The following is a 22,432-nucleotide window of genomic DNA, read 5'->3' as shown; positions in this document are numbered from 1 at the left end:
AGCTCTGTGGCCATCGGTACGGATGCGGGCGCCGGTTCATTCAGAAGCCGGTCAACTTTCTTTCGGAAGCGAGCATTCGGTGCCATTCACGACCTCACGTCACAGCCCTCACCCGGCGCCGGTGACGGGCCACCCGCTCCCGGTTGCCGCAGACCTCGCTGGAGCACCAGCGGCGGCGCCGCCCCCGCGACGTGTCCAGATAGAGCCGTCGGCAGGCATCGCCCTCGCACCGGCGCAGCCCATCCCGCGCGACCGGGTCCGTCAGCAGGTCGACGGCGTCCCGGGCCACCGCGGCGAGCAGTTCCCCGCACCCCGGGTCCGCGATCGGCGCCCGTACGAGGGCCCCGCCCCGGCCCCGTACGGCCCGCAGCCCCGGCGGGGCGCCCGCTGCCAGCGCGTTGACCCGCTCCAGGGCGCTGTCGGCCCTCCCGCCGGTCAGCTGAGCCGTCATCAGCCGGTCGATTCCCGTACGCAACTGCCAAAAGCGCGCCACCCAGGTCGCGTCGACCGCCGCCAGTGGCGTCCCGCACGGGACCAGCCCCGAGGCCACCAGCCACTCGGCGAGACGCGCCGGGCAGTCGAGCCGCTCGCACGCGCCGGAGGCCGGCCCCGTCGCCACCAGGTCCAGACAGACACGCCCCGAGTCGAACCGCCGGTCGTACGCGCCCGTGCCCGCCGCCATGAGCCTGTCACCGCCTCGGGGGTCACCTGTGGGGGGAGGGTCACCCCCAGAGTGCCCGTATCCGGCCCGGCCCGGAACCCCTCCGGACACCGCCGTACCGTGTCCGCATGGACGACGCCACGGTCACGCTGAGGGCCGGCACCCTGCTTCTGCGCCCCTGGCGGCGGGACGACATACCGGCGCTGCTCGCGGCGTACGACGATCCGGCGATGCGGCGGTGGCTGCGGACCCAGGTCCCCGACGCCCGGGAGGCGGAACGCTGGATGACGGTCCAGGAGGAGGGGTGGGCGTCCGGCAGGCGGTTCAGCTTCGCGGTGACCGACACGGCCGGTCAGGGGGAACTCGTCGGCAACCTCGCGCTGAACCGTCCGGGTCCCGGGGCGGAGAGCGCCCAGGCCGGCTATTGGACGACGGCGCCGGCGCGCGGCCGGGGCGTGGCCCCGCGCGCTCTCGGGGCGCTCACCGACTGGGCGTTCGCCACGTTCGCGGAGGACGGGCTCCGGCACCTGGACCTGTTCCACGCGGTCGGCAACGAGGCGTCCTGCCGGGTCGCCGGGAAGTCCGGCTTCCCGCTGGCCGAACTCGTCCCCGCCCGGCCTCCGCGCTATCCCCTGGGCGGCCACCGGCACTCCCGGGAGGCACCGTTCAGCGCTGCGGCGGGCCGTCGTGCAGGATGCGCTGGAACATCCGGTGGTCCTGCCACTCCCCGTTGATGTGGAGGTAGCGCGGCGCCGTGCCGTAGAGCTCGAACCCGCACTTCACCAGCACCCGCTGCGAGGCCGCGTTGTCCAGGACCGTCCCGGCCTCGACCCGGTGCAGGCCGAGCCCGTCCCGTGCAAGCTCGCAGACCCGGGTGACGGCGGCCGTGGCCAGGCCCCGGCCCGCCCGGTCGACGTCGATCCAGTAGCCGAGCCGGGCGTTGCGGAAGGCCCCGCCTTCCATGGCGGCGAGCGTCATCGCCCCCACGACCCGGTCCTCGTCGTCGGCCAGCGCCCAGGGCATCGCGCGCCCCGTGTCCCGGTCCGCCAGCAGCGCGGTCAGCCGCCGGAGCTGGCCCTCGGGCGTGTAGTAGACCTCGGGGCGCACGGGATCCCAGCGCCGCATGTACGCGCGACTGCGGGTCAGGGTCTCGGCGAACGACGCGGCGTCGTCGAGGGTCACAGGCCTCAGCCGGACACCGTCGGTCAGGGAATGGACGTCATTGATCATCCCCGCACCGTAGCGGCCCGTCAGGAAGCGTCGTACTTGGTGTCCGCCGAGGGGTCCAGCGCCAGCCGGTAGCCGCGTTTGACGACCGTCTGGATCAGCCGCGGCGCCCCCAGCGCCGTACGCAGCCGGGCCATCGCCGTCTCCACCGCGTGCTCGTCGCTGCCACTGCCGGGCAGCGCCCGCAGCAGGTCGGCGCGGGAGACCACCCAGCCCGGCTTGCGGGCCAGGGTGTGCAGGAGGGCCATGCCGGCCGGTGGCACCGGGCGCAGGGCCCCGTCGACCAGCACGGCGTGCCCCCGGATCTCGACGTGGTGGCCGGCGACGGGGAGCGCGCGGGCCCGGGCGGGAAGCTGGGCGCAGAGCACCTGGACGAGCGGCCCCAGCCGGAAGCGCTCGGGCTGGACGGTGTCGATGCCCTTGGCCTGCAGGGGCAGGGCCGTGACCGGTCCGACGCAGGCGGTGACGACGTCGTGGCTCAGGGCGTCCAGCACCTCCGGGAGCATCCCGCGGGTCTCCGCCCGGTTCAGGTAGGACGCGGCGGCGGGGGCGCTGGTGAAGGTGAGGGCGTCCAGGCCGCGGGCGACGGTGACGTCGAGCATGCGGTCGAGCGGGGCGATGTCCTCCGGGGGCATCCACCGGTAGACGGGCACACCGACGACTTCGGCGCCCGCCGCACGGAGCGACTCGACGAAGCCGGGCAGCGGTTCACCGTGCAGCTGGAGGGCGACCCGTCGGCCCGAGACGCCTTCGCCCAGCAGCCGGTCCAGCACCTCGGCCATCGACTCGGACTGCGGCGACCACGCCTCGGTGAGCCCGGCAGCCCGGATGGCGCCCTTGACCTTGGGACCACGGGCCAGCAGCTCGATACCGCGCAGCAGTTCGAGGAGCTCGTCACCGATGCCCCAGCCGTCGGCGGCCTCCACCCAGCCCCTGAAGCCGATGGCCGTGGTCGCGATCACGACGTCGGGCGCGTTGTCGACCAGTTCCTTGGTGGCGGCCAGGAGTTCGCTGTCGTCCGCGAGCGGCACGATCCGCAGTGCGGGCGCGTGCAGGACCGCGGCGCCCCTGCGCGTGAGGAGCGTCCCCAGCTCCTCCGCGCGACGGGCTGCGGTCACCCCGACCGTGAAGCCCGCCAGGGGCCCGTGCTGTGCGTCGTCGTCGTGCATGGCGTGATTACCCGGCTCTCGTCCCGCTGTTGCTCGATGATGCGGAGGACCGAGACTGTCAACCCTGCGTGACAGTCTCGGTTCTCCTGTATTTCCCGCCCGTTACGTCCTGCGACGCGCTGTGGTCATCCTCACACCTCGGCATAGCTGAGCTGGGGCTTCGCGGCCACCGCTTCGTTACGCCGAAGGTATACCGCCCACGTGAGGGTGAAGCAGACGGCGTAGAAGCCGAGGAAGCACCAGAACGCGGCCGTTCCGGCGCCCGAGGTGGCGAACGACTGACGGAACGCGAGGTTGATCGCGAGGCCGCCCAGGGCGCCGACCGCCCCGATGAGTCCCATGGCGGCCCCGGAGAGCCGCCGTCCGTACGCGGCGGCCTCCTCGCCCCGGAGTCCCTTGGCGATGCCCTGCGCGTGGAAGATGCCCGGGATCATCTTGAACGTGGAGCCGTTGCCGAGGCCCGTCAGCACGAACAGCGCGATGAAGCCGACGAGGAACACCGTCAGCGACTCGATGCCGGAGGCGTAGACGACGACACCGGTGGCCGCGGCCATGGCCGCGAAGTTCCACAGGGTGATCCTGGCGCCGCCGTACCGGTCGGCGAGCCAGCCGCCCGCGGGCCGGATCAGGGACCCGAGCAGCGGGCCGATGAAGGTGAGCGAGGCGGCCTGCAGCGGAGTACGGCCGAACTGGGTCTGCAGGACGAGTCCGAAGGCGAAGCTGTAGCCGATGAACGAGCCGAAGGTGCCGATGTAGAGCACCGACATGATCCAGGTGTGCGGCTCGCGTACGGCCTGGAGCGCCGCCCCGGTGTCGTTCTGTACGGGACGCAGGTTGTCCATCCGGAACGCCGCGCCGAGTGCGGCGACGACGATCAGCGGGACGTACACCCCGAGCACGATCCGCGGGTGCGTGGCGCCCGCCGTACCGATCACCAGCAGACCGATGAGCTGGACGACCGGGACGCCGATGTTGCCGCCGCCCGCGTTGAGGCCGAGCGCCCAGCCCTTCTTGCGCAGCGGGAAGAAGGCGTTGATGTTCGTCATCGACGAGGCGAAGTTGCCGCCCCCGATGCCGGTGAGCGCGGCGACCACGAGGAACGTGGTGTACGAGGTGCCGGGCTCCATCACCCAGAAGGCGGCGAGGGTCGGCACCAGGAGCGTCAGTGCGCTGAAGACGGTCCAGTTGCGCCCGCCGAACAGCGCGACCGCGAAGGTGTACGGCACCCGGACGATGGCGCCGACCAGGGTGGCCGTGGAGATCAGGAAGAACTTCCCGGCCGGGTCGATGCCGTACTCCGGCCCCATGAACAGGACCATGACGGACCACAGGGACCAGATCGAGAACCCGATGTGCTCGGAGAGCACGGAGAACCACAGGTTCCTCCGGGCGACCTTCTCGCCCGTCTCTCGCCAGAAGGTCTCGTCCTCCGGCTCCCACTGCTCGATCCAACGACCGGCCATCACGCGCCTCCACAGGGGTCGGGGTGTTGTCCTGACGACGCTAGTGAGCCCGCGTTTCGGTGCGGTGCCGTGAGGTGACCGGTGCGCAACCTTGCTCTCACTCGGGCGCCGGGGGTGCGGTGAGCCGGGCCCGCCGCACCCCCTGCCGTCCGGATCAGGCCCTGCGCGACCCGCCCGCCCGGACCGCCCCGTTCGGCCACAGGCGCGGCCGGCGCTTGGCGGCGACGTCCTCGACCCAGCCGAAGGCCAGGATGGCGAGCCCTATGAGCGGCCAGATCGCGATCAGGACCAGCACTTCGTACGACTGTTCTATATACGTACCGAACGTGTCGCCGAACCACGGGATGTTCCAGAGCTCGTCCACGAGGTGCGCGGCGGCCATCAGCAGCAGGTTGTGCCACAGGTAGATCGTCACGGCCCGGTTGTTGGCCAGCGTGACCAGGCTGTCCCAGCCGGCGAGCCTGCCGGGGAGCTTCTTCCAGGACGGGGCGTAGATCAGGAGGATCGCGCAGAAGCCGAGGGACCAGGTGGCCTGGGCGAGTGGGATCTCGTCCAGGTTCCAGCCCTCCTCGGTGAGGTGCCCGGCCGCCCACCACAGGCCGAAGCCCATGACGATCGCGGCGGAGGACACCGCCAGATAGCGCGGGATCTCCTTGAGCAGTCCGTCGTTGTGCGCGAAGCCCAGGACCCAGCAGGATCCGAACACGGCGAAGTCGAGGAGACCCTCGCCGAAGGTGCCGGGGACGGTCACGAGGCCCGTGCCGATCACGGCGGTGAGCGCGACCGGGGCGAGCAGCGTGGCCCACGGCAGCCTGCGGAACGCCTTGAGCAGCAGCGGCGAAGCGAGCACGAACCAGAGGTAGGCACGGATGTACCAGAGCGGCCCCGCCGCCTGGTCGGCCCAGCTCAGCTCCAGCCACCCGCCGGTGGAACCGCTCTCCTCGGGGTACGGAGGCGAGCCGAGCGGGAAGAGGTAGCTGCCGAGCTTGATGAACCACCACAGCCCCTCCTCCCGGACGGGCTTCCAGCTCAGCGCGAACATCACCGGCACGACGACGAGCGAGAACGCCCACATCGGAGGGAGCAGCCTCCGCAGCCGGCTGCGGATGACGCTGCCCGCCGGCCGGGCCAGCGAGCGGGCCATCAGCGAACCGGCCAGGGCGAACATCACGCCCATGGACGGGAAGAGAACGGTCAGCCAGGCCCAGCCGAAGAGGTGGAAGACCACGACACGGACGAGGGCCACGGCCCTGAGCAGATCGAGGTAGCGGTCACGGCCGGGCTTGGCACGGGGCGCGGGAGCCTTCCCCGCGGCCTCCGGGGCGGCAGGGGCGTACTCCGGGTACGCCGCGGGGGCGGGTGGGACGGGCAGTGGCGCGGTGTACCCGGCACCGGCCGGTGCGTGCCTCTGGTCGGGGTAGGCACCGGCCGGTGCGTGCCTCTGGTCGGGGTAGGTCATGCCACCGGCCTCCGGTCCCTGTCCGTGTCCTTACGGCGGTTCTGTGTGCCGCCCGGCGCCTCCACCACGCCCGTGCGGCGCAGCTTCTGCCAGCGCAGCCGGCCACCGGTGAGAGCGGTGATCCAGGACTGGAGCAGCACGACGTACATCAGCTGCCGGTAGAGGATCTGCTGGAGCGGCAGGGAGATCAGATGCGTCATGCGCTCCCGGTCGAGCCGGAAGGCGTACGCGGCGCAGACGGCCTGCACCAGCAGGACGCCGAACCAGGCCGCGACCGTCTTCCCCGTCGGGCCGAAGACCAGTCCGTACAGCAGGAAGACGTCGATGAGGGGCGCCAGCAGCGGGGCGACGACCATGAACAGGGAGACGAACGGCAGGCCCACACGTCCGAAGCGGCCCGAGGGCCCCTTCTCGATGACCGCGCGGCGGTGCTTCCAGATGGCCTGCATCGTGCCGTAGGACCACCGGTAGCGCTGCGACCAGAGCTGCTGCACCGACTCGGGGGCCTCGGTCCAGGCCCGGGCGTTCTCCGCGTAGACGACGCGCCAGCCGTCGCGGTGCAGCGCCATGGTGACGTCGGTGTCCTCGGCGAGGGTGTCCTCGCTCATGCCGCCGATCCGGTCCAGCCCCTCCCGGCGGAAGGCACCGACCGCACCGGGGATGGTGGGCATGCATCCCAGGAGGTCGTACATCCTGCGGTCGAGGTTGAAGCCCATCACGTACTCGATGTGCTGCCAGGCGCCGATCAGCGAGTCGCGGTTGCCGACCTTGGCGTTGCCGGCGACCGCTCCGACCCTGGGATCGGCGAACGGCTGCACGAGCTCGCGCACGGTGGAGGGTTCGAAGACCGTGTCGCCGTCCATCATCACGACGATGTCGTAACGGGCGTGCGCGATTCCGTTGTTGAGGGCCGCTGGCTTGCCGGCGTTGCGCTGGCGCACGACCCGGACGTTCGGGATCCACATCGCCTCGACGAGGTCGGCCGTGCCGTCCGTCGAGCCGTCGTCGATGACGATGACCTCGATCGGGTAGTCGCTCGCCACCAGCGACCGGACGGTCGCCTCGATGCACTCACGCTCGTTGTACGCGGGAACGAGGACCGAGACGGGCCGGGTGAACTCCTCGCCCCAGCTGAAGTTCCTGCGGCGCACCTTCCTGGCGTGCAGGAAGGACAGCAGGAGCATCAGACCGAAGCGGACCATCACCAGCACGCCGATGACGGCGAGGCCCACCACCAGGACGCCGGTGATGTGTTCGGAGATCCCCACCGCTCCTATGAACGCCTTGCCCTTCCAGAGCGCGAACCCGGTGACCGGGGTGTGCGCGCTGGGGGCGCCGAGCGCCGACGTCAGGTTGGTGAAGTCGTAACCCCGCTCCTGCATCTTCGGCAGGAACTTCCCCAGGGCGGCCACGGTCTGGGACCGGTCGCCTCCGGAGTCGTGCATCAGGATGATCGCGCCCTTGCCGTGCTCGGGCGTGGCACGCTCGATGATCGCGTGGACGCCGGGGCGCTTCCAGTCCTCGCTGTCGGTGTTGTTCACGACGGTGAGGTAGCCGCGGCTGCCGATGTACTGCGTGACCGGCCAGGACTTGTCGTCCATGGCGTCCGAGAACGAGGAGTACGGCGGTCGGAACAGCGACGTACGGATGCCGGCCGCGCCCGCCAGCACCAGCTGGTTCTGGGAGAGCTCCCAGTCGATGCGGCTGGTGGACTGGAAGGAGAGGTCGGGGTGGTTGAAGGTGTGCAGCCCGACCTCGTGCCCCTCGTCGACCATCCGCTCGACGAGGTCCGGGTAGCGCGAGGCCATGGTGCCCGTGACGAAGAAGACGCCGTGCGCGTGGTGCTTCTTGAGCTCGTCCAGGACCCGCGGGGTCCAGACCGGATCGGGGCCGTCGTCGAAGGTCAGGACGATCTTGTGGTCGGGTATCCGGAGCGTCTCGGCTTCCTCGCCCGCCGCGCGGGCGTCGATCACCGGACCGCCCTCGAGCACCTTGTCGGGTACCTGGGTGGTGGGAGCGGGTGGCTGGACACGGTGGTCGGCGAGGATCTCGCTGTGCACGTATCCACGCAGCATGAGCATGGCGAGCAGGGCCACAAGAAGGAGTGACGGAAGCAGATAGCGCATGGGAAGCCTGCGCCTGACGGTCCGCTTCTTCTTCCGGTTGTGTCTGCCCCGCGAAACGGGGGTTGTCATCTACTGAGCGCCTTCTTGTGGTTGCACCGGTGACTCCGAGGGGTCCGGGGAGGCCGGCGGGCTGTCGTCGACGGCCGGCTCGGTGGTGGCCGGCGGCGACGGGTCACCGGTCGGCTGTTCGGAGACCGCGTCGCCCGGGACGACGGGGGCCGAAGAGGTGCCGGTCCGGGGAGGCTTGGCGGCCGCGGAGGCCGAGGCGCTCGCGCCGGGCCCGGCGGAGCCGGACGCGGAGGCGCCGGACGGTGGAGGGGCCACCCCGGTGCCGGAGGCCGAGGCGGAGGCGCTCGGCGTCGCTCCGGGGCTCTCGGACACGGCGGCGTCACTCGGAGCGGGCCGCACCTCGACCTCTTCCGCGTGCTTCTCCTCCTGCCTGGAGAGCGGCAGCCAGGGAGCGCTGGAGTTCCCTCCGAGCACGGCGACCACGAGGGTCACCGCGTACACCGCGCAGATCGCGGCGAGCACCCAGCCCACACGCCTGTACGTCTTGCTCCGGCGACCGCTCTCGTCGACGAAGACCGGACCGTCGGAAGGGTCCGGAGGGCCGGGTTCGACGGGTAGTTCGGAGAGCTGACGCCCGAGTCCGTCCAGTTGGACGGTGACGTCGTTCGGCTCATGCGTGTGCCCGGTACGGGTACCTTCGCGCCAATTTTCCACAGGTGATCGCACTTCCCCCACTCAATGAAACGGGTGCGCGGGAAATGACTGGAATCGTGCTATCGGACCGGGCCCCCACCCCATCCGCGCGCCACCTGCCACCGAGCACCCGAAACCCCGAATGTAGCGCACGCCGGCGGCCGGAAGAGGGCGGTATCACCTCTTGTTCATGAACAGTGACTCATAAGTGACACATCGGCTTCCGGTAGCCACGATGTCGATGGCCGTACCATCCATCCTTCTGTTCCGGCGAGTTCGGCCGCCGCGGCACGCAACGCGGAGAGGCCGGGGTGGTCGAGCCCCTTGCGCCACACCATCAGCAGCGGCGACAGCGGCACCGGCCGCACGAGCGGGCGCAGCACCGTCCCCGGCAGCGGCGGGAAGCCCGCGACGGCCAGCACGGGGTTCCCCGTCTTCGCCATCACCCGCTGGAATTCGGCCACTCCGACGGCGAGCGGTGCAGGTGGAGCCAGGACGACGTCCCACTCCGCGAAGAGTGCGGCCGCGAGATCCGTCCACTCCAGCGTGCGCGCATTGCCCGCCCCGGCGTAGACGGTTTCACCGGTCAGGTCGCTCATGGCGACCTCTTCGCGCCCCGCCAGAGGATGACCGTGCGGCAGGAGGACCGCCATCGGCTCGTACCGCACCGGCTGTACGGAGAGCTGGGCGAGCACCGCGGAGTCGAGCCCGGCGGCCCGCCCGAAGGAGACGTCGAGCCGTCCGGCGAGCACCTCACCCGCCGCCCAGGTCAGCCCGCTCTCGAAGCGCGCCATCAGCTCGCACTCCGGCGCGAGCTCCCGTGCGCGGGCCAGCACGCGGGCCGCCGTCATCCCGTCGGTGTTGAGATCGACGAGCAACGGCCGGTCCGCCGGGTCCGCGAAGGCGGCGGAGAGCGCGGCGTGCGCGTCGAGCACCCGGCGGGCGTACGGGACGAGGCGTTCCCCGTCGACGGTGAGCGACACCTGCCGGGTGGTGCGGACGAAGAGCTCCCGGCCCAGCTCGCGCTCCAGCCGGCGGATGTCCCGGCTCAGCGCCTGCTGGGCGACGTAGAGCCGCGCGGCGGCCCGGGTGAAGTGCAGCTCCTCCGCCACCGTGACGAAGGCACGGAGGAGGCGGGGATCGATGTCGGTTGCGACCACCGGACCAATTTACAACAGAAGTGCGTCAATAAGATCCGATCAGGTGTTGGACGCCACGGGCCGCTCGATCCGAGGGTGGACGCGTGCCTCATGAAACCGCCGCTCCGGCCCTCGCTGTCGCCCCGCCCACCCTCGCCCCCTCCAATCCCTACGTGCGGCTCCTCGCCACCCCCGGAGCGCGCGCGTTCACCGCGGGTAATCTCCTCGCCCGGCTCCCCATGGGCATGTTCAGCGTCAGCGCCGTCATCATGATCGCCGGGGCGCACGGCTCGTACGCCCTGGCGGGGGCCGTCACCGCGACCGGACTGGCCGCGACCGCCGTGGTCGCCCCCTGGACGGCGCGCCTCGTCGACCGTTACGGGCAGGCCAGGATCGCCGTACCCGCCACCGCGGTCGCCGTACTCGGCTCGCTGTCCCTGGTCCTCTGCGTGCACTACGACGCACCGGTCTGGACACTCTTCGCCGCCTACGCCGCTACGGCCACCACCCCGAACACCGGCGGTATGTCGCGGGCCCGCTGGGCCCATCTGCACCGGGGCGACCCGGCGGCCCTGCACACGGCGAACTCCTTCGAACAGGCCGCCGACGAGCTGTGCTTCATGCTCGGCCCGGTCCTCGCGGCGTCCCTGTGCGGGGCGCTCTTCCCCGAGGCCGGCACCCTCACCGGCGCGATCCTGCTCATGACCGGCGTCCTGGTCTTCGCCGCGCAGCGTGCGACCGAACCGCCGGTGGCCTCCCGCACACGGGCGGCCTCCCCCCTGCGCACCCCGGGCATCCCCGCCCTGCTCGCCGTCTTCCTCGCGACGGGGGCGGTCTTCGGGGCGATGGAGGTCGTCTCCATCGCCCACGCCGGAGGCGCGATCCTCGCGCTCCAGGCCGGCGGCTCCTGCGTCGCCGGGCTGCTGTACGGGTCACTGCGCCCGGCAGCGGCCGTCGGGCGCCGGCTGCTGCTCTGCCTGACGGGGATGACCGTCCTGATGTCGCTCCCCCTGATCGCCGCGGCCACGACCGACTCGCTGCTCGTCCTGGCGGGCTGCCTGCTGCTGGCGGGGGCGGCGACGGCGCCCACCATGGTCACCGGCATGACGCTGATCCAGCGGCTCACCCCGCAGGCGCAGCTCAACGAGGGCATGACGCTGGCCGTCACCGCGCTGCTCGGCGGCATAGCGGCAGGGTCCGCGGCGGGCGGCTGGACGGTGGAGCACGCCGGGACGGTGAGCGGTTACGCGGCGCCGGTGTGCGCGGCGGCCCTCGCCCTGGCCGTGGCATCCGTGGGAACGCGCAGGGCGTGAAGGGAGCCACGTATAAAAACGAGGACCCCGCTGCCAGGGGCAACGGGGTCCTCGTTCACATGGGAATTGTGGAGATGGCGGGAATCGAACCCGCGTCCAACGGTGCGGAACCAGGGCTTCTCCGAGTGCAGTTCGCTACGCTTTTCTCGGCCCCGGAGGTCACGCGAACAAGCCTCCGACAGGCCCAGTCACTGTTTGATTTCCTTCTGAGCCCCGTGACCGGGCTTAGAAGTTTAGATCCCTAGTTGATGCCAGGATCCGGGTCGGGATCAACCCCGGGCTGACACTCCGCAGAGTCTTCGCTTAGCTGCTAATTAGGCAGCGAGGGCGAAGGCGGAGGAATCGCGCTTGGAATTGGCGATTATTGTTTGCGACATATGGTTTACGAGATCATTGCCGCTTCCTCGACTCGCTTCCCCTGCTTCGACATCCGCTGTCGAAACCGATCATCCCCATGTTGTTTTGTCAAATGCGCACACCCTCTGTGGGGTGCACGGCCCATCGTACGTGACCAACGCACGCGGATGCCACTGTATTCCGGCAGCTCCGGGGCGCGGGCCCCGGCCGCGCCGGTCCGGCTACGCGCTGCGCTGGCGCCTGCGGGCCGCCGAGATCGCGCGGTTCGTCTCCCGCGTGTCCTGCTTCTCGCGCAGCGTCTGGCGCTTGTCGTACTCCTTCTTGCCCTTCGCGAGCGCGATCTCGACCTTGACGCGGCTGTCCTTGAAGTACAGCGCGAGCGGCACGATCGTGTGGCCCGTCTCCTGCGACTTGGACGACAGCTTGTCGATCTCGGCCCGGTGCAGGAGCAGCTTGCGCTTGCGCTTGGCCGAGTGGTTGGTCCAGGTGCCCTGCACGTACTCCGGGACGTGGATGTTGTGCAGCCACGCCTCCCCGTTGTCGATCTGGACGAAGCCGTCGACCAGCGACGCCCTGCCCATCCGCAGCGACTTGACCTCCGTGCCCATGAGCACGAGGCCGCACTCGTAGGTGTCGAGGACGTGGTAGTCGTGCCGCGCCTTCTTGTTCTGCGCAATCATCTTGCGCCCGGTGTCTTTTTCCTTGGCCATAGTGCGGTCATTTTCGCACTACGACCCACCCCCGAGGCCACTCAATACTGTTTCGCCCCGCTGCTGGGCCTCCGGACCCGCCCCCACGTCCGGCGTGATGCCGCTTCCCTCGACGGTGCGGCCCGCCGGGGTGCGGTACTGCCCGACGGTCAGCTCGGCCACCGAACCGCCCGGGAGCTTGCTGGGCAGCTGCACGGAACCCTTGCCGAAGGTGCGTGATCCCACGGTCACGGCCCTCCCCCGGTCCTGCAGCGCCCCGGTCAGCAGCTCGGCGGCGCTCATCGTGCCGCCGTCCACCAGCACGACCACGGGCCGGCCGGTGTCCCCGCCGGGCTCGGCGTACAGGGCGTGCTGCTCACCGTGCACGTCGTAGGTGGCGACGAGCCCGCCGTCCAGGAAGGCCGAGGAGGCGGTGACGGCCTCGCTGACCAGGCCGCCCGCGTTGGCCCGGAGGTCCAGGAGGATCCCGGCGTCCCCGGGCGCCTCGTCCACGGCGTCGCGGACCGCGGTGCCGGTGCCCTTGGTGAACGCGGCGACCTTGATCAGGACAGCCGAGGAGGGGGCCCGGCCGAGGCGCCGGACGCTGACCGGGTCCGTGCTGAGCCTGGCCCTGCGCAGGGTCGTGGCCCAGGAGTGCCCGCCCCGGCTCAGCCCGAGCACCACGGAGGAGCCTTCCACCGCCTTCGTCCGGTCCCCGCGCAGCAGCGCGACCACTTCGGCGACGGGGCGCTTCTCGACCGGACGGCCGTCCACGGTACGCAGCAGATCGCCCTTGCGGACCCCTGCCCGCTCCGCCGGTCCGCCGGTCCGGACCCCGGTCACGGTGACCTCGCCGCGGGCCGAGCGGCGGGCGGAGATCCCCACCCCGGTGTACGAGCCGTCGAGGGCCTGCTCGAACTCCTCGTACTCCCGCTCGTCGTAGACCGCGCCCCAGCGGTCCCCGCTGCGGCTGACGACCTCCTCGGCGGCGTCCTTACCGGACTTGCCGTCGGCCTCCGCGTCGGCGACCGCGTCCGCGATCTCCTCGCGGTCCACGGGAGCGACGGTGGACGACACCGCACGGGCCTCTATGTCCGTGCCCGCACCGTCCTCGCGGGGCAGGGACCCGGTGGCCGCGGCGGTGGCCAGCACGCTCGCGAAAACCAACGTCAGGGCCGCCCCGCGGCAGAGACCGCGGGGTTTCAAATGGTACGTAAGGCCCGGCATGTGGCCGAGTCTAGGACAACGCCCCGGCCGCACACGGTTCGTTGGCCGCATGCGGGACGGGGCGCTCGTCACACCTTGAGGTACTTGCGCAACGCGAAGAGAGCGGCAACGGCGGGCATCAGCAACCCGATCGCGAGGACCAGCGGAAGCTTCGTGAGAACCGCTTCCCAGCCGATGAAGTCGATCAGGTTCAGCTTCTCCTGGAGCGCGAGTCCGCCGTCGATCAGGAAGTACCGCGCCGCTATCAGGATCACGCAGGCGAGGAGTCCGCCGATCAGGCCGGCGAAGGCGGCCTCCATGATGAACGGCATCTGGATGTAGAAGCCCGAGGCCCCCACCAGCCGCATGATGCCCGTCTCCCGTCTCCGGCTGAACGCCGAGACGCGGACGGTGTTCACGATGAGCATCAGCGCGATGACCAGCATCAGCCCCATCAGGAAGATCGCGGCCACATTCATGCCGTTCATCAGCCCGAAGAGGTTGTCCAGGATGCTCCGCTGGTCCTGGACGGACTGCACCCCGTCACGGCCCGCGAAGGCCGTCGCGACCACCTTGTACTTCTGCGGGTCCTTCAGCTTGACGCGGAACGACTCCTGCATCTGGTCCGGCGTGATGTTGCCGGCCATCGGCGAGTCGCCGAACTGCTCCTGGTAGTGCTTGTACGCCTGGTCGACCGTCTCGAAGAGAACCGGCTTCTCGACGGCCTCCATCTTCTCCAGGTCGGCCTTGATCTCCTTCTTCTGCTCCGCCGTGACGGCGCCCTTGGCGCACTTGGGCACGTCCTTGGCGTCGTTCTTGTTGCAGAGGAAGATCGAGACGTTGACCTTGTCGTACCAGTAGGTCTTCATCGAGCTGACCTGCTCGCGCATCAACAGCGCACCGCCGAACAGGGCGAGCGAGAGGGCGACGGAGATCACGACCGCGAAGGTCATCGTGAGGTTACGACGAAGACCGACGCCGATCTCCGACAGGACGAACTGGGCGCGCATGGCGTCCTTTCAGTACTCGATGCTCAGTGCTGGTAGCCGTAGACGCCACGCGCCTGGTCACGGACGAGACGGCCCTGCTCGAGCTCGATGACGCGCTTGCGCATCTGGTCGACGATGTTCTGGTCGTGGGTCGCCATGATCACGGTGGTGCCGGTCCGGTTGATCCGGTCCAGCAGCTTCATGATGCCCACGGAGGTCTGCGGGTCGAGGTTGCCGGTCGGCTCGTCCGCGATCAGCAGCATGGGGCGGTTGACGAACGCCCGCGCGATCGCGACACGTTGCTGCTCACCACCGGAGAGCTGACCGGGCATCCGGTCCTCCTTGCCCCCGAGGCCCACGAGGTCGAGAACCTGCGGCACGGCCTTGCGGATCTCACCGCGCGGCTTGCCGATGACCTCCTGCGCGAAGGCCACGTTCTCGGCGACGGTCTTGTTGGGGAGGAGCCGGAAGTCCTGGAAGACCGTGCCCAGCTGGCGGCGCATCTGCGGCACCTTCCAGTTGGACAGCCGCGCGAGGTCCTTGCCGAGCACATGGACCATGCCCTGACTGGCGCGCTCCTCGCGGAGGATGAGCCGCATGAAGGTGGACTTGCCGGAGCCGGAGGAGCCCACCAGGAAGACGAACTCACCCTTCTCGATGTCGAGTGAGACGTCCCGGAGAGCTGGACGGCTCTGCTTCGGGTAGGTCTTGGAGACGTTGTCGAATCGGATCACGGATGCACCACGGTCGGCCGGGAGTAGGTGAGCGTGACCATACGCGAACCGGACTCACGCGTGCAGTCGGCGTCCGGCAATGGGCGTTATGTGACGGAACGCGACGGCGCACGAACCGGGGCGTGCCGGACCTGGACCCGTGAGCCGCGCCGAAACCCCCGCGACCTGGCAGAGTGGTAGGGGGAACGGTTGGGTTTCCCGGAGCGTTGTGCGGAGAGCAAGCGTATGCGGCTCCGCCGCGCGGGAGGAGGAAAGCGCATGACCTATGACCGACTGGTGTGCGCGAACTGCGCGGCTCCCGTGAGCGAGGGCCGCTGCAGCGTCTGCCGGGCGAGCCGGGAGCGCATGCAGGAGGACGGCCCGTTCGCTGGACTGAATCCCGCGATGCTGGTCGCCCTGATGGTGATCCTGATGGCCGCCCTGGCGCTGCTCGTGCACCAGGCCGTGTGACCGGGCGGTCACACCCGGTCACGAAGGCCTCCTCAGGCCTCTCCCGCGAGCACCCGCGGAAGCACCTGCTCGAGCAGCTCGGCCGCCCTCACCTTGCCCGTCGGGCTGTACGGGATCGACGCGACCGGCAGCACATGGGCGGGCAGGCAGGGCACCCGGCCGGCGCAGGCGGCCCGGACGGCCCGGCGGCCTCCCGGCTCACGCTCCGCGGAGACGGGGACGAAGGGCACCACCAGCGCGTCACCGAGCGTGGGCAGGTCGACACGGAGGACCACCGTGTCCCGCACGCAGGGCAGGTCCATCAGGTCGTACTCGAGACCGAAGACGTTCACATCCAGCGGCGCCGTCTCGTCGACCTTGGAGACACCGTCCGTACGACCGGTGAGTTCGAGGTGACCCTGTGCGTCGAGCACCCCGCTGTCGCCGGTGAGCAGGAAGCGCCGTGATCCGTCGCCGTCGCCCGGGTCGAGGTCCAGGAACACGGGCTGCGCGTTGGCGTAGTCGTCCATGAGCTGGTAGCTCGCGATGGCGACACGGCCCCGTACGCCCGGCGGCAGCAGATGCCCCTGGGAGTCGACCACCGCGAGGGTGCTGCCCTCCCAGGCCCGCCCGGCCCTGCCGGGGACGGTGTGCAGCTCGTCCGGTGTGATCAGGGTGTTCAGACCGGTCTCGGTGGTGCCGTAGTACAGGTGCAGCACCGGCCCGAGGCGCTCCCAGGCAGTGGCGATCAGCCACCGGTTGAGCTGCCGCCCGCCGGAGAGCACGAACCGCAGCCGGGACGTGGCGGCCAGGTCCCCGGAGTCGGGGTGCGAGACCAGGGACGCGAGAACCGGCGGAACCATCAGGCTGGTGGTGACGCCCTCCGTCCGGATCAGCCGGGCCATGTCCGCCCCGTCCCCCTCCGGGCACAGGACGATTCTGCCGCCGAGCGCCAGGAAGACCCGCGCCCAGCCGGGCCCTGAGGAGTGGTAGAGCGGGACCGTCACCAGATGCACGTCGTCGGGACCGAACGCGAACTGGTCGACCAGCGCGGTGAGTCGGCGTTCCTCGAAGGAGAAGTTCCGGATCACCATCTTGGGCGTACCGCTCGTACCCGAGGTGAAGCAGTACGTCGCGAACGGCTGTTCCACGGGCTTTACTTCGCGTGGGCCGGTGGCCGCGAGGGAGGCGTACGTCGGGGCTCCCTCGGTGGAGCCGTCCAGGTGGACGGTGAGCACGTCGGCAGGGTCGAGGTCGGGTATGCCCGCGCTCTCCAGGAGCGGCCGGCACCTGGTGGTGCTGATCAGCACGGTGGGCCGCAGTTGCTCCAGGGCGCGCGCCGTCGCCTCGGGGGACGCGGTGTAGTCGAGGCCGACGCAGGGGATGCCGAGGCTCGCACAGGCGGCCATGACGACGACCAGCTGCCAGCTGTTCTCGGCGACGAACGCCGCCCGGGCCGGGCGCCCGGGAGGCAGGACCGCGTGCAGTCCGGCCGTCACCCGGGCCGTCCGGTCCTCGAACTGCTGCCAGGTCAGCCGGTCCGGGCCGTCGACGATCGCTGTGTCGTCCGGGCGCCGGGAGGCGTTCCTGCGAATGTCCGTGAGTTTGAGCATCTGTTCACTCCGTATCCGCTGTGGCCGCCGTGTCCGCCGTTCCGCCGAGGGGGGCGACCGCCGCTGTGCGTCCCTGGCGCAACGTGTAGATCTCGACCCCGCTGGTGCGCAGCGCGTCGAGCTCGCCGCGGGTCCGGTCCGAGAGCTTCTCGCCGGGCACGGTGATCGGGATGCCCGGCGGGTACGCGATGATGAAGTGTTCGGCGACATCCCCCGCCAGGGCTTCGGAAGCGGCCCGGTAGGTGCGCTGGACGGTGCGCAGGGCGTCCAGCAGCCGCAGCAGTATCCCTTCGTCGACGCCGATGTGGACGTGGAAGACGACGGCGTCGCCGCTCTCCCGCGCGACGTACAGGGCGTACTCGTCGAACAGGATGCGGCGGAACTCCGCCGCGGTGATGCCCAGCGCGCCTATGTCCACCAGGACGCGGGTGGGGTCGTCGTGGACCAGCAGGCCCGGTTCGCCCAGATGTCCCTCGGGTCCGAGCGTGCGGTAGGCCGAGAGCCGGGGGTCCGTCCGGATCTCGGTACGCAGGGTCCTGGCCAGGTTCAGCGAGCGGTCCAGCAGCGCCTCGCCCTCCACCTCTGCCTGCAGCCTGGCCAGATCGAGGCTGGCCAGCACGGGCCAGCTCGGCGAGGTGGTGTGGAACTGGAACAAGGTCTGGGCGATCCGCTCCTGCATCTCGCCGTCGCCCATCAGATGCAGGTACGACCCCTGCCGCAGCGCCGACATGGACTTGTGCGCGGAGTGGGTGACCGCGACGGTCATCGGCAGCCCGGGATCGGACTCGCGCAGCTGCCTCACCGCCTCCAGGGCGGTCAGCGGCTGGAGCCGCGGGTGGTAGCGGTGGACGGCACCCCAGGCCTCGTCGACCAGGACGGACACGGCGGGGTGCAGTTCGGCCAGGGCGCCCAGCAGCGCCGGCATGTCGTAGCGGACACCGTCGTAGGAGACGGCGGACAGCACGACCGTGTCGTACGGCACGCCTTCGGCGACGGCGAGGGCGAACATGTCGAGCAGCTGCCGCAGATCGGCGAAGGTCCGCGGGCAGTCGGCGCAGCAGCGGCGCATCGGCGCGTACTCCGTCGTGGCGGTCATGTCGCCGAGCGCGAAGTGCACGGACTGGTGGCAGCTGCGGTCCGCGAGCACCCGGCCGCCCGGCGGCACCAGGGCCCCGAGCGCGACCCGGTTGGCGGTGCTGGTCCCGGCGGACAGGAAGATGGTGGAGTCCGCGCCGAAGCTCGCCGCCGCGAGCTGCTGCGCGGCACGCAGCGGTCCGCGTGGACGGAAGAACGAGTCGAGCATCGTGCCGCTGTACGACACCTCCGAGGCGAGTTGCGCCTGCCCGAACAGCGCTTCGTAGACATCACGGATCTTCGAGTTCCTGATGGACCCCCCGTGAGACAGGGGAAGGGCGTGGAACGAGGCGATGTCCCGGCGGGCGACGGAGAGCACCGCCTCGGCGAGCGGTGCACCGCTCGCCGAGGCGGGCAGGGCCCCGGGCCCCGGACGTACTGCGGTACCGCTGCCGGCTTCTGGCATGGCAGTGCTCCAGGAGGTGAGGGAACACCCGCGAGGGTGCCGTGGACCCACTCTCCGTACCCACAACCTGATACGACAGGGCCGCCGCCCGGCCCCGTCAGATGCAAGTGACTTCGTCAGGTGTTCCGTCACTTGCTCCGTCACCTCGGCAGTGGGAGAGGTGGTCACGCCACACCCTGCCGGGCCGCACATCGGGGGTTCGGGGCCACGGAAAGCCGGGGTGGTGGTGGTCCGCCCACCATCACCGGGAGCGATCTGGTGCCCGGCGCACCTCGTCCGCCACCCCCTCCAGGGGCCACCGTTGACGTATGAGTGGAGACCTGGAACAGACCAAGGATGTGTTCGCCGGATTCCCGGACGGCGCCGAGCCGTCCGATGTGGTCTCCGAACTCGCCGCCGCGGTGTTCTCCGCCTCGCTACGGAGGAGGGACCAGCGCGCGAAGGGGGAGCAGTACCTGCGCGGGCTGCTGACCGTGGGCGGCCGCAAGACCATGCGCAACATCGCTTCCCTCGTGGGTGGTTCGGCCGCCGAGCAGAGCCTGCAGCACTTCATCTCCAGCTCCACCTGGGACTGGGCGCCGGTCCGGGAGGCGCTGGCCTGCTATGTGCAGCGGACCGTGCCGCCCCAGGCGTGGGTGCTGCAGCAGATGTCCATCCCCAAGGCGGGTGACCAGTCGGTGGGGGTGACCGCGGGTCCGGCGGCGGGCGGGGAGGCGCCCGGCCAGCGGGCCTTCGGCCTGTGGTTCGCCTCGGAGGAGATGAGCGTCCCGGTCAACTGGCGGCTGCATCTGCCGGAGTGCTGGCTGCAGGACAGCTCGAGGCGGCGGCGCGCGGACATTCCCGCGGAGACCGTCGCGGAGTCGCCGGACGAGTGCGCGGTCGCGACGGTCCTGGAGACGATGAACCGCTGGCCGGTGCCGCGCCGGCCGCTGCTGCTGAACGCCTGCGGGCACGACCTCCCCATGCTGATGCGGGAGTTCGGCGACTCCGGTGTCCCCGTACTGGCCAGGATCGGGCCGTCGAGCCGGCTGGCCGTGGCCGATCCGGCGCTCCCCGGCTACGGCGCCGGCGCGGTGTCCGCACAGCAGATCGTCGAGGCGGTCAAGGGCCTTCGCCACGCGGTACGCCGGGACGGATCGGGCGCGCTCGTCGTCGCCGTGCCGGTGGCGTTCGCGCAGCGGGCGCCGTTCGCCCGGACCGTCGTGCCGGGGCGCGGGCAGCGCAGCCTGCTGCTGCTCGGGGTGTGGAACGATCCGCTGCGGCCGGCCGGGGAGCTGCTGCTCACCGATATGACGCAGGCCCCCGTGCCCGCGCTCCTGCGGATGAGCAGGCTCGCCCGCCGGGTCTCGCGGGACTACACGGAGGTCGGGGAGCGGGTCGGGCTGCGGGACTTCGAGGGCCGCTCCTTCCGCGGCTGGCACCGGCACATCACCCTGGCCTCCGTCGCCCACGCGGCGGCGCTGCTGGGCGGGACGGGCTGGGGCGAGAACGCCCCGCGGGCGCCTTTCCCGGTCGCCACGCACATCCCGGTCACGATGCCCCACCAGGCCCGCTCACGGGACCATCTGCACTCCACGGGGCCCGCGCTGGTGCCGTCCGTCTCCTCCGCGCCGGGGCAGGTCCGCACGGTCCGGCCGGGGCGCATGCCCAGCCCCTATGTCGCGGGCGCCTCGGCGTGAGGCGGCGCGGCGCTGCCCTTGCGGAGCGTGTGCCGGGCGCGGTGCAGCCGTAGGGCGAGCTGGACCTCCAGGGCGCGCACGGGCTCCTGCCAGCCCGCGCCCAGGAGGTCGGTGATGCGCTCCAGCCGCCGCGAGACGGTGTTGGGGTGCACATGCAGACTCTCGGCCGCGCGGGTGGGGCTGCTCCCGGCGGCGAAGTAGGCCTCGAGGGTGCGCACCAGCTCGGTGCACTGCTGGGTGTCGTAGTCCAGCACGGGGCCGATGGTGAACGCGATGAAGGCGACGGTGTCCGGTTGCTCGGACAGGAGCATGCCAAGAAAACCCAGCTCCTGAGGCGACGCGGTGGCGCCGTCACCCCCCAGCGCGGTCAGCGCGTCCAGGCAGCGCCGCGCCTCCTGGTACGTCTGGACGATCGTCACGGCACTGGTGATCGGCCCGGCCGCACCTGCCGTCACCGGGTGGCCGAGGACCGAGGACAGCTCGCTCGACACGGCGCGCGCCGCCGCCCCCGGGTCGGTGCCCGGCAGCAGCAGGACGATGCACCCGCCGTCCGTGGTCTTCAGGCCGGAGAGCCGGTAGGCGTACGAGGACGCCCACACGACGGCCTTGCCCTGCGCCCCGCCCTCCGGGCGGGCCACGACGGCGACATGCGGCTCCGTCAGGTCGACGGCCAGCCTCCGGGCCCGCTGGGCGAGCTGTTCCGGTGTGTAGCGCGAGGAGCTGAGCAGCTCGTGGAAGAGCTGGTCGCGCATGTGTCCTTCGGCGGCTGCCGCACTGCGCTGAACCTGCAGCTGTACGGCGACGGCCTGGGCGACGATCCTCAGCAGCTGGGCGGTGATGTCGGTGGCCGCCTCCCGTGGTTCGAAGACGAGGGTGGCGAGGATCTCGTCGCCAGCGGCCGCGGGGCAGCACCAGAGGCCCTCGGCCGACCGGATCGGGGCCCGCTCGGTGTGCGCGTCGAGGACCGTCTTGAGCAGCTCGTCCTCGTCGAGGGCGGTGACCACGCCGGTGGCCGCCAGGTCGCGGCCGGCCACGTCACGTACGAGCAGGGTGCCGTCGAGCGCTCCGGCCGCGGCGGTGGTGAGCTCGTGCAGATCACGGCCGCGCAGCACGAGGTCGATCAAGCGGCTCTGCGTCTCGCGGAGATGGCGGGCCGCCGAGAAGAAGTCCATGGCACGGGAGGAGTCGAGCTCCAGCTCGGATATCTCGTCCCTGGCCTGGGCGAGCAGCCGGGCCTTCTTGATCGCCACGGAGACCAGGTCGCCGAGCGAGGACATCTGGGTGATCTCGTCCGGTGCGAAGTGGCGCACCTTCCGGTCGGCGACGTACAGCGCCCCGAAGACGTGGTCGCCGTCGTGCAGCGGCACCGACATCAGAGCCCGCAGCCCCTCGGCACGCACCACGTCGTCGATCGCCCCGGAGTGCGGGAAGCCGTCGTCGTCCAGGTAGTCGGGTGACCAGAACGGGATGGACTGCGACCTGGACCGGTTGCCGAGACCGCCGGTCCCGGGGATCCGGAAGCCCACGGTGATCGCGGAGGCGTGCCCGTCGGCGGCCCGGACGTACGAACAGTCCTCGGCCGGATCGTGGAAGCTGATCCACGACATGTCGAGGTTGAGCAGCAGCCGGGCGCGGCGGGTGATGACCTTGAGCAGCACGTCCAGCTCGTAGGGCAGGGTCAGTTCCCTCGCGGTGTCGACCAGGGCGGCGAGCCCGGCCTCGCGCTGATGCCTGCGGGCGAAGAGACTGTGGATGTCCAGGGCGAGGCCCCTCGCCCGGTCGAGCAGCGCGGCCGACGCGGTGTCCGCGGGGTCGGGCAGCGCGGTGCGGATCACTTCCTCGAAGCGCTCCGGGGGTGCTTCCGTCGCCAGTAACTCGAACAGCCTGAACAGAGCCTCACGTACAGAATGGTCGTCGCTCGGCAATGGTCGTTCCCT

General features: G+C 70.8%; 19 protein-coding genes and 1 other RNA gene. 4 read left to right on the top strand and 16 right to left on the bottom strand.

Going from position 1 to position 22,432, the window contains the following annotated elements:
• Nucleotides 1–94: 94 nt before the first annotated feature.
• Nucleotides 95–682 carry a CGNR zinc finger domain-containing protein gene (locus tag ACIQM3_RS12185; RefSeq protein ID WP_401622627.1) on the bottom strand — a complete coding sequence of 196 codons (588 nt, stop codon included), beginning with the start codon at nucleotides 680–682 and terminating at the stop codon, nucleotides 95–97.
• A 107-nt stretch (nucleotides 683–789) separates the two neighbouring features.
• Between ACIQM3_RS12185 and ACIQM3_RS12180 the strand changes: the two genes are divergently transcribed.
• Nucleotides 790–1,395 carry a GNAT family N-acetyltransferase gene (locus tag ACIQM3_RS12180; protein ID WP_401622624.1) on the top strand — a complete coding sequence of 202 codons (606 nt, stop codon included), beginning with the start codon at nucleotides 790–792 and terminating at the stop codon, nucleotides 1,393–1,395.
• On the opposite strand, the gene ACIQM3_RS12175 is transcribed toward ACIQM3_RS12180, so the two are convergent.
• The 7 genes from ACIQM3_RS12175 to ACIQM3_RS12145 all read right to left on the bottom strand — a co-directional run bounded on the left by ACIQM3_RS12175 (nucleotide 1,328) and on the right by ACIQM3_RS12145 (nucleotide 9,967).
• A complete protein-coding gene (locus ACIQM3_RS12175) occupies nucleotides 1,328–1,891 on the bottom strand; it encodes a GNAT family N-acetyltransferase (RefSeq protein ID WP_401622621.1) in 564 nt (187 codons plus the stop codon). The genes ACIQM3_RS12180 and ACIQM3_RS12175 overlap by 68 nt on opposite strands.
• Before the next feature lie 20 nt (nucleotides 1,892–1,911).
• Nucleotides 1,912–3,057: a uroporphyrinogen-III synthase gene (locus tag ACIQM3_RS12170; RefSeq protein WP_401622618.1), complete on the bottom strand. Its 1,146-nt coding sequence runs from the start codon at nucleotides 3,055–3,057 to the stop codon at nucleotides 1,912–1,914.
• Between the two features lie 131 nt (nucleotides 3,058–3,188).
• The gene (locus tag ACIQM3_RS12165; protein WP_401622615.1) at nucleotides 3,189–4,520 is read right to left on the bottom strand and encodes a nitrate/nitrite transporter; all 1,332 of its coding nucleotides are present in this window, start codon (nucleotides 4,518–4,520) and stop codon (nucleotides 3,189–3,191) included.
• Nucleotides 4,521–4,674: 154 nt separating this feature from the next.
• Nucleotides 4,675–5,979 (bottom strand): acyltransferase, encoded by a 1,305-nt coding sequence (locus tag ACIQM3_RS12160; protein ID WP_401622612.1) that lies wholly within the window; start codon nucleotides 5,977–5,979, stop codon nucleotides 4,675–4,677.
• A complete protein-coding gene (locus ACIQM3_RS12155; protein WP_401622609.1) occupies nucleotides 5,976–8,174 on the bottom strand; it encodes a glycosyltransferase in 2,199 nt (732 codons plus the stop codon). The genes ACIQM3_RS12160 and ACIQM3_RS12155 overlap by 4 nt, the downstream gene beginning before the upstream one ends.
• Nucleotides 8,175–8,840 (bottom strand): hypothetical protein, encoded by a 666-nt coding sequence (locus ACIQM3_RS12150; protein ID WP_401622606.1) that lies wholly within the window; start codon nucleotides 8,838–8,840, stop codon nucleotides 8,175–8,177. It abuts the gene before it with no gap.
• Nucleotides 8,841–8,995: 155 nt separating this feature from the next.
• Nucleotides 8,996–9,967 carry a LysR family transcriptional regulator gene (locus ACIQM3_RS12145; protein ID WP_401622604.1) on the bottom strand — a complete coding sequence of 324 codons (972 nt, stop codon included), beginning with the start codon at nucleotides 9,965–9,967 and terminating at the stop codon, nucleotides 8,996–8,998.
• An 83-nt stretch (nucleotides 9,968–10,050) separates the two neighbouring features.
• On the opposite strand from ACIQM3_RS12145, the gene ACIQM3_RS12140 reads away from it, so the two are divergent.
• Entirely contained in the window at nucleotides 10,051–11,259 is a 1,209-nt protein-coding gene (locus ACIQM3_RS12140; protein WP_401622601.1) for an MFS transporter, read from the top strand.
• Nucleotides 11,260–11,325: 66 nt separating this feature from the next.
• Here ACIQM3_RS12140 and ssrA read toward each other — a convergent pair.
• From ssrA to ftsE, 5 genes are all read right to left on the bottom strand, one after another.
• Nucleotides 11,326–11,713, bottom strand: a transfer-messenger RNA (tmRNA) gene (gene ssrA, locus ACIQM3_RS12135).
• A gap of 124 nt (nucleotides 11,714–11,837) precedes the next feature.
• Nucleotides 11,838–12,326 carry an SsrA-binding protein SmpB gene (gene smpB / locus ACIQM3_RS12130; protein ID WP_104786319.1) on the bottom strand — a complete coding sequence of 163 codons (489 nt, stop codon included), beginning with the start codon at nucleotides 12,324–12,326 and terminating at the stop codon, nucleotides 11,838–11,840.
• A gap of 18 nt (nucleotides 12,327–12,344) precedes the next feature.
• The gene (locus ACIQM3_RS12125; RefSeq protein ID WP_401622598.1) at nucleotides 12,345–13,532 is read right to left on the bottom strand and encodes a S41 family peptidase; all 1,188 of its coding nucleotides are present in this window, start codon (nucleotides 13,530–13,532) and stop codon (nucleotides 12,345–12,347) included.
• 68 nt (nucleotides 13,533–13,600) lie between these two features.
• On the bottom strand, nucleotides 13,601–14,521 hold the full coding sequence (gene ftsX / locus ACIQM3_RS12120; protein WP_356708698.1) for a permease-like cell division protein FtsX: 921 nt from the start codon (nucleotides 14,519–14,521) through the stop codon (nucleotides 13,601–13,603).
• Nucleotides 14,522–14,544: 23 nt separating this feature from the next.
• Nucleotides 14,545–15,234 (bottom strand): cell division ATP-binding protein FtsE, encoded by a 690-nt coding sequence (gene ftsE, locus ACIQM3_RS12115; protein WP_031100680.1) that lies wholly within the window; start codon nucleotides 15,232–15,234, stop codon nucleotides 14,545–14,547.
• Nucleotides 15,235–15,492: 258 nt separating this feature from the next.
• Between ftsE and ACIQM3_RS12110 the strand changes: the two genes are divergently transcribed.
• Nucleotides 15,493–15,684 carry a hypothetical protein gene (locus tag ACIQM3_RS12110; RefSeq protein WP_401622594.1) on the top strand — a complete coding sequence of 64 codons (192 nt, stop codon included), beginning with the start codon at nucleotides 15,493–15,495 and terminating at the stop codon, nucleotides 15,682–15,684.
• Nucleotides 15,685–15,716: 32 nt separating this feature from the next.
• On the opposite strand, the gene ACIQM3_RS12105 is transcribed toward ACIQM3_RS12110, so the two are convergent.
• Both ACIQM3_RS12105 and ACIQM3_RS12100 read right to left on the bottom strand, forming a co-directional pair.
• Nucleotides 15,717–17,276, bottom strand: coding sequence for a class I adenylate-forming enzyme family protein (locus ACIQM3_RS12105; RefSeq protein WP_401622591.1), 1,560 nt, complete (start codon nucleotides 17,274–17,276; stop codon nucleotides 15,717–15,719).
• A gap of 4 nt (nucleotides 17,277–17,280) precedes the next feature.
• Nucleotides 17,281–18,816, bottom strand: coding sequence for an arginine decarboxylase (locus ACIQM3_RS12100; protein ID WP_401622588.1), 1,536 nt, complete (start codon nucleotides 18,814–18,816; stop codon nucleotides 17,281–17,283).
• A gap of 308 nt (nucleotides 18,817–19,124) precedes the next feature.
• On the opposite strand from ACIQM3_RS12100, the gene ACIQM3_RS12095 reads away from it, so the two are divergent.
• Entirely contained in the window at nucleotides 19,125–20,495 is a 1,371-nt protein-coding gene (locus ACIQM3_RS12095) for an IS701 family transposase (protein WP_401622585.1), read from the top strand.
• On the opposite strand, the gene ACIQM3_RS12090 is transcribed toward ACIQM3_RS12095, so the two are convergent.
• On the bottom strand, nucleotides 20,471–22,420 hold the full coding sequence (locus ACIQM3_RS12090) for a helix-turn-helix domain-containing protein (RefSeq protein WP_401622582.1): 1,950 nt from the start codon (nucleotides 22,418–22,420) through the stop codon (nucleotides 20,471–20,473). The two genes, ACIQM3_RS12095 and ACIQM3_RS12090, sit on opposite strands and share 25 nt — an antisense overlap.
• Nucleotides 22,421–22,432: the final 12 nt, after the last annotated feature.

Origin of the sequence: Streptomyces sp. NPDC091271, assembly GCF_044757505.1 — a bacterium.
Lineage (GTDB): Bacteria > Actinomycetota > Actinomycetes > Streptomycetales > Streptomycetaceae > Streptomyces.
This window is presented reverse-complemented; position numbering and strand designations above follow the sequence as displayed.

Coding starts and splice junctions, on each gene's coding strand:
- ACIQM3_RS12185 (WP_401622627.1), bottom strand. CDS start 682: ATGGCGGCGGGCACGGGCGCGTACGACCGGCGGTTCGACTCGGGGCGT.
- ACIQM3_RS12180 (WP_401622624.1), top strand. CDS start 790: ATGGACGACGCCACGGTCACGCTGAGGGCCGGCACCCTGCTTCTGCGC.
- ACIQM3_RS12175 (WP_401622621.1), bottom strand. CDS start 1,891: ATGATCAATGACGTCCATTCCCTGACCGACGGTGTCCGGCTGAGGCCT.
- ACIQM3_RS12170 (WP_401622618.1), bottom strand. CDS start 3,057: ATGCACGACGACGACGCACAGCACGGGCCCCTGGCGGGCTTCACGGTC.
- ACIQM3_RS12165 (WP_401622615.1), bottom strand. CDS start 4,520: ATGGCCGGTCGTTGGATCGAGCAGTGGGAGCCGGAGGACGAGACCTTC.
- ACIQM3_RS12160 (WP_401622612.1), bottom strand. CDS start 5,979: ATGACCTACCCCGACCAGAGGCACGCACCGGCCGGTGCCTACCCCGAC.
- ACIQM3_RS12155 (WP_401622609.1), bottom strand. CDS start 8,174: ATGACAACCCCCGTTTCGCGGGGCAGACACAACCGGAAGAAGAAGCGG.
- smpB (WP_104786319.1), bottom strand. CDS start 12,326: ATGGCCAAGGAAAAAGACACCGGGCGCAAGATGATTGCGCAGAACAAG.
- ACIQM3_RS12125 (WP_401622598.1), bottom strand. CDS start 13,532: ATGCCGGGCCTTACGTACCATTTGAAACCCCGCGGTCTCTGCCGCGGG.
- ftsX (WP_356708698.1), bottom strand. CDS start 14,521: ATGCGCGCCCAGTTCGTCCTGTCGGAGATCGGCGTCGGTCTTCGTCGT.
- ACIQM3_RS12110 (WP_401622594.1), top strand. CDS start 15,493: ATGACCTATGACCGACTGGTGTGCGCGAACTGCGCGGCTCCCGTGAGC.
- ACIQM3_RS12105 (WP_401622591.1), bottom strand. CDS start 17,276: ATGCTCAAACTCACGGACATTCGCAGGAACGCCTCCCGGCGCCCGGAC.
- ACIQM3_RS12100 (WP_401622588.1), bottom strand. CDS start 18,816: ATGCCAGAAGCCGGCAGCGGTACCGCAGTACGTCCGGGGCCCGGGGCC.
- ACIQM3_RS12095 (WP_401622585.1), top strand. CDS start 19,125: ATGAGTGGAGACCTGGAACAGACCAAGGATGTGTTCGCCGGATTCCCG.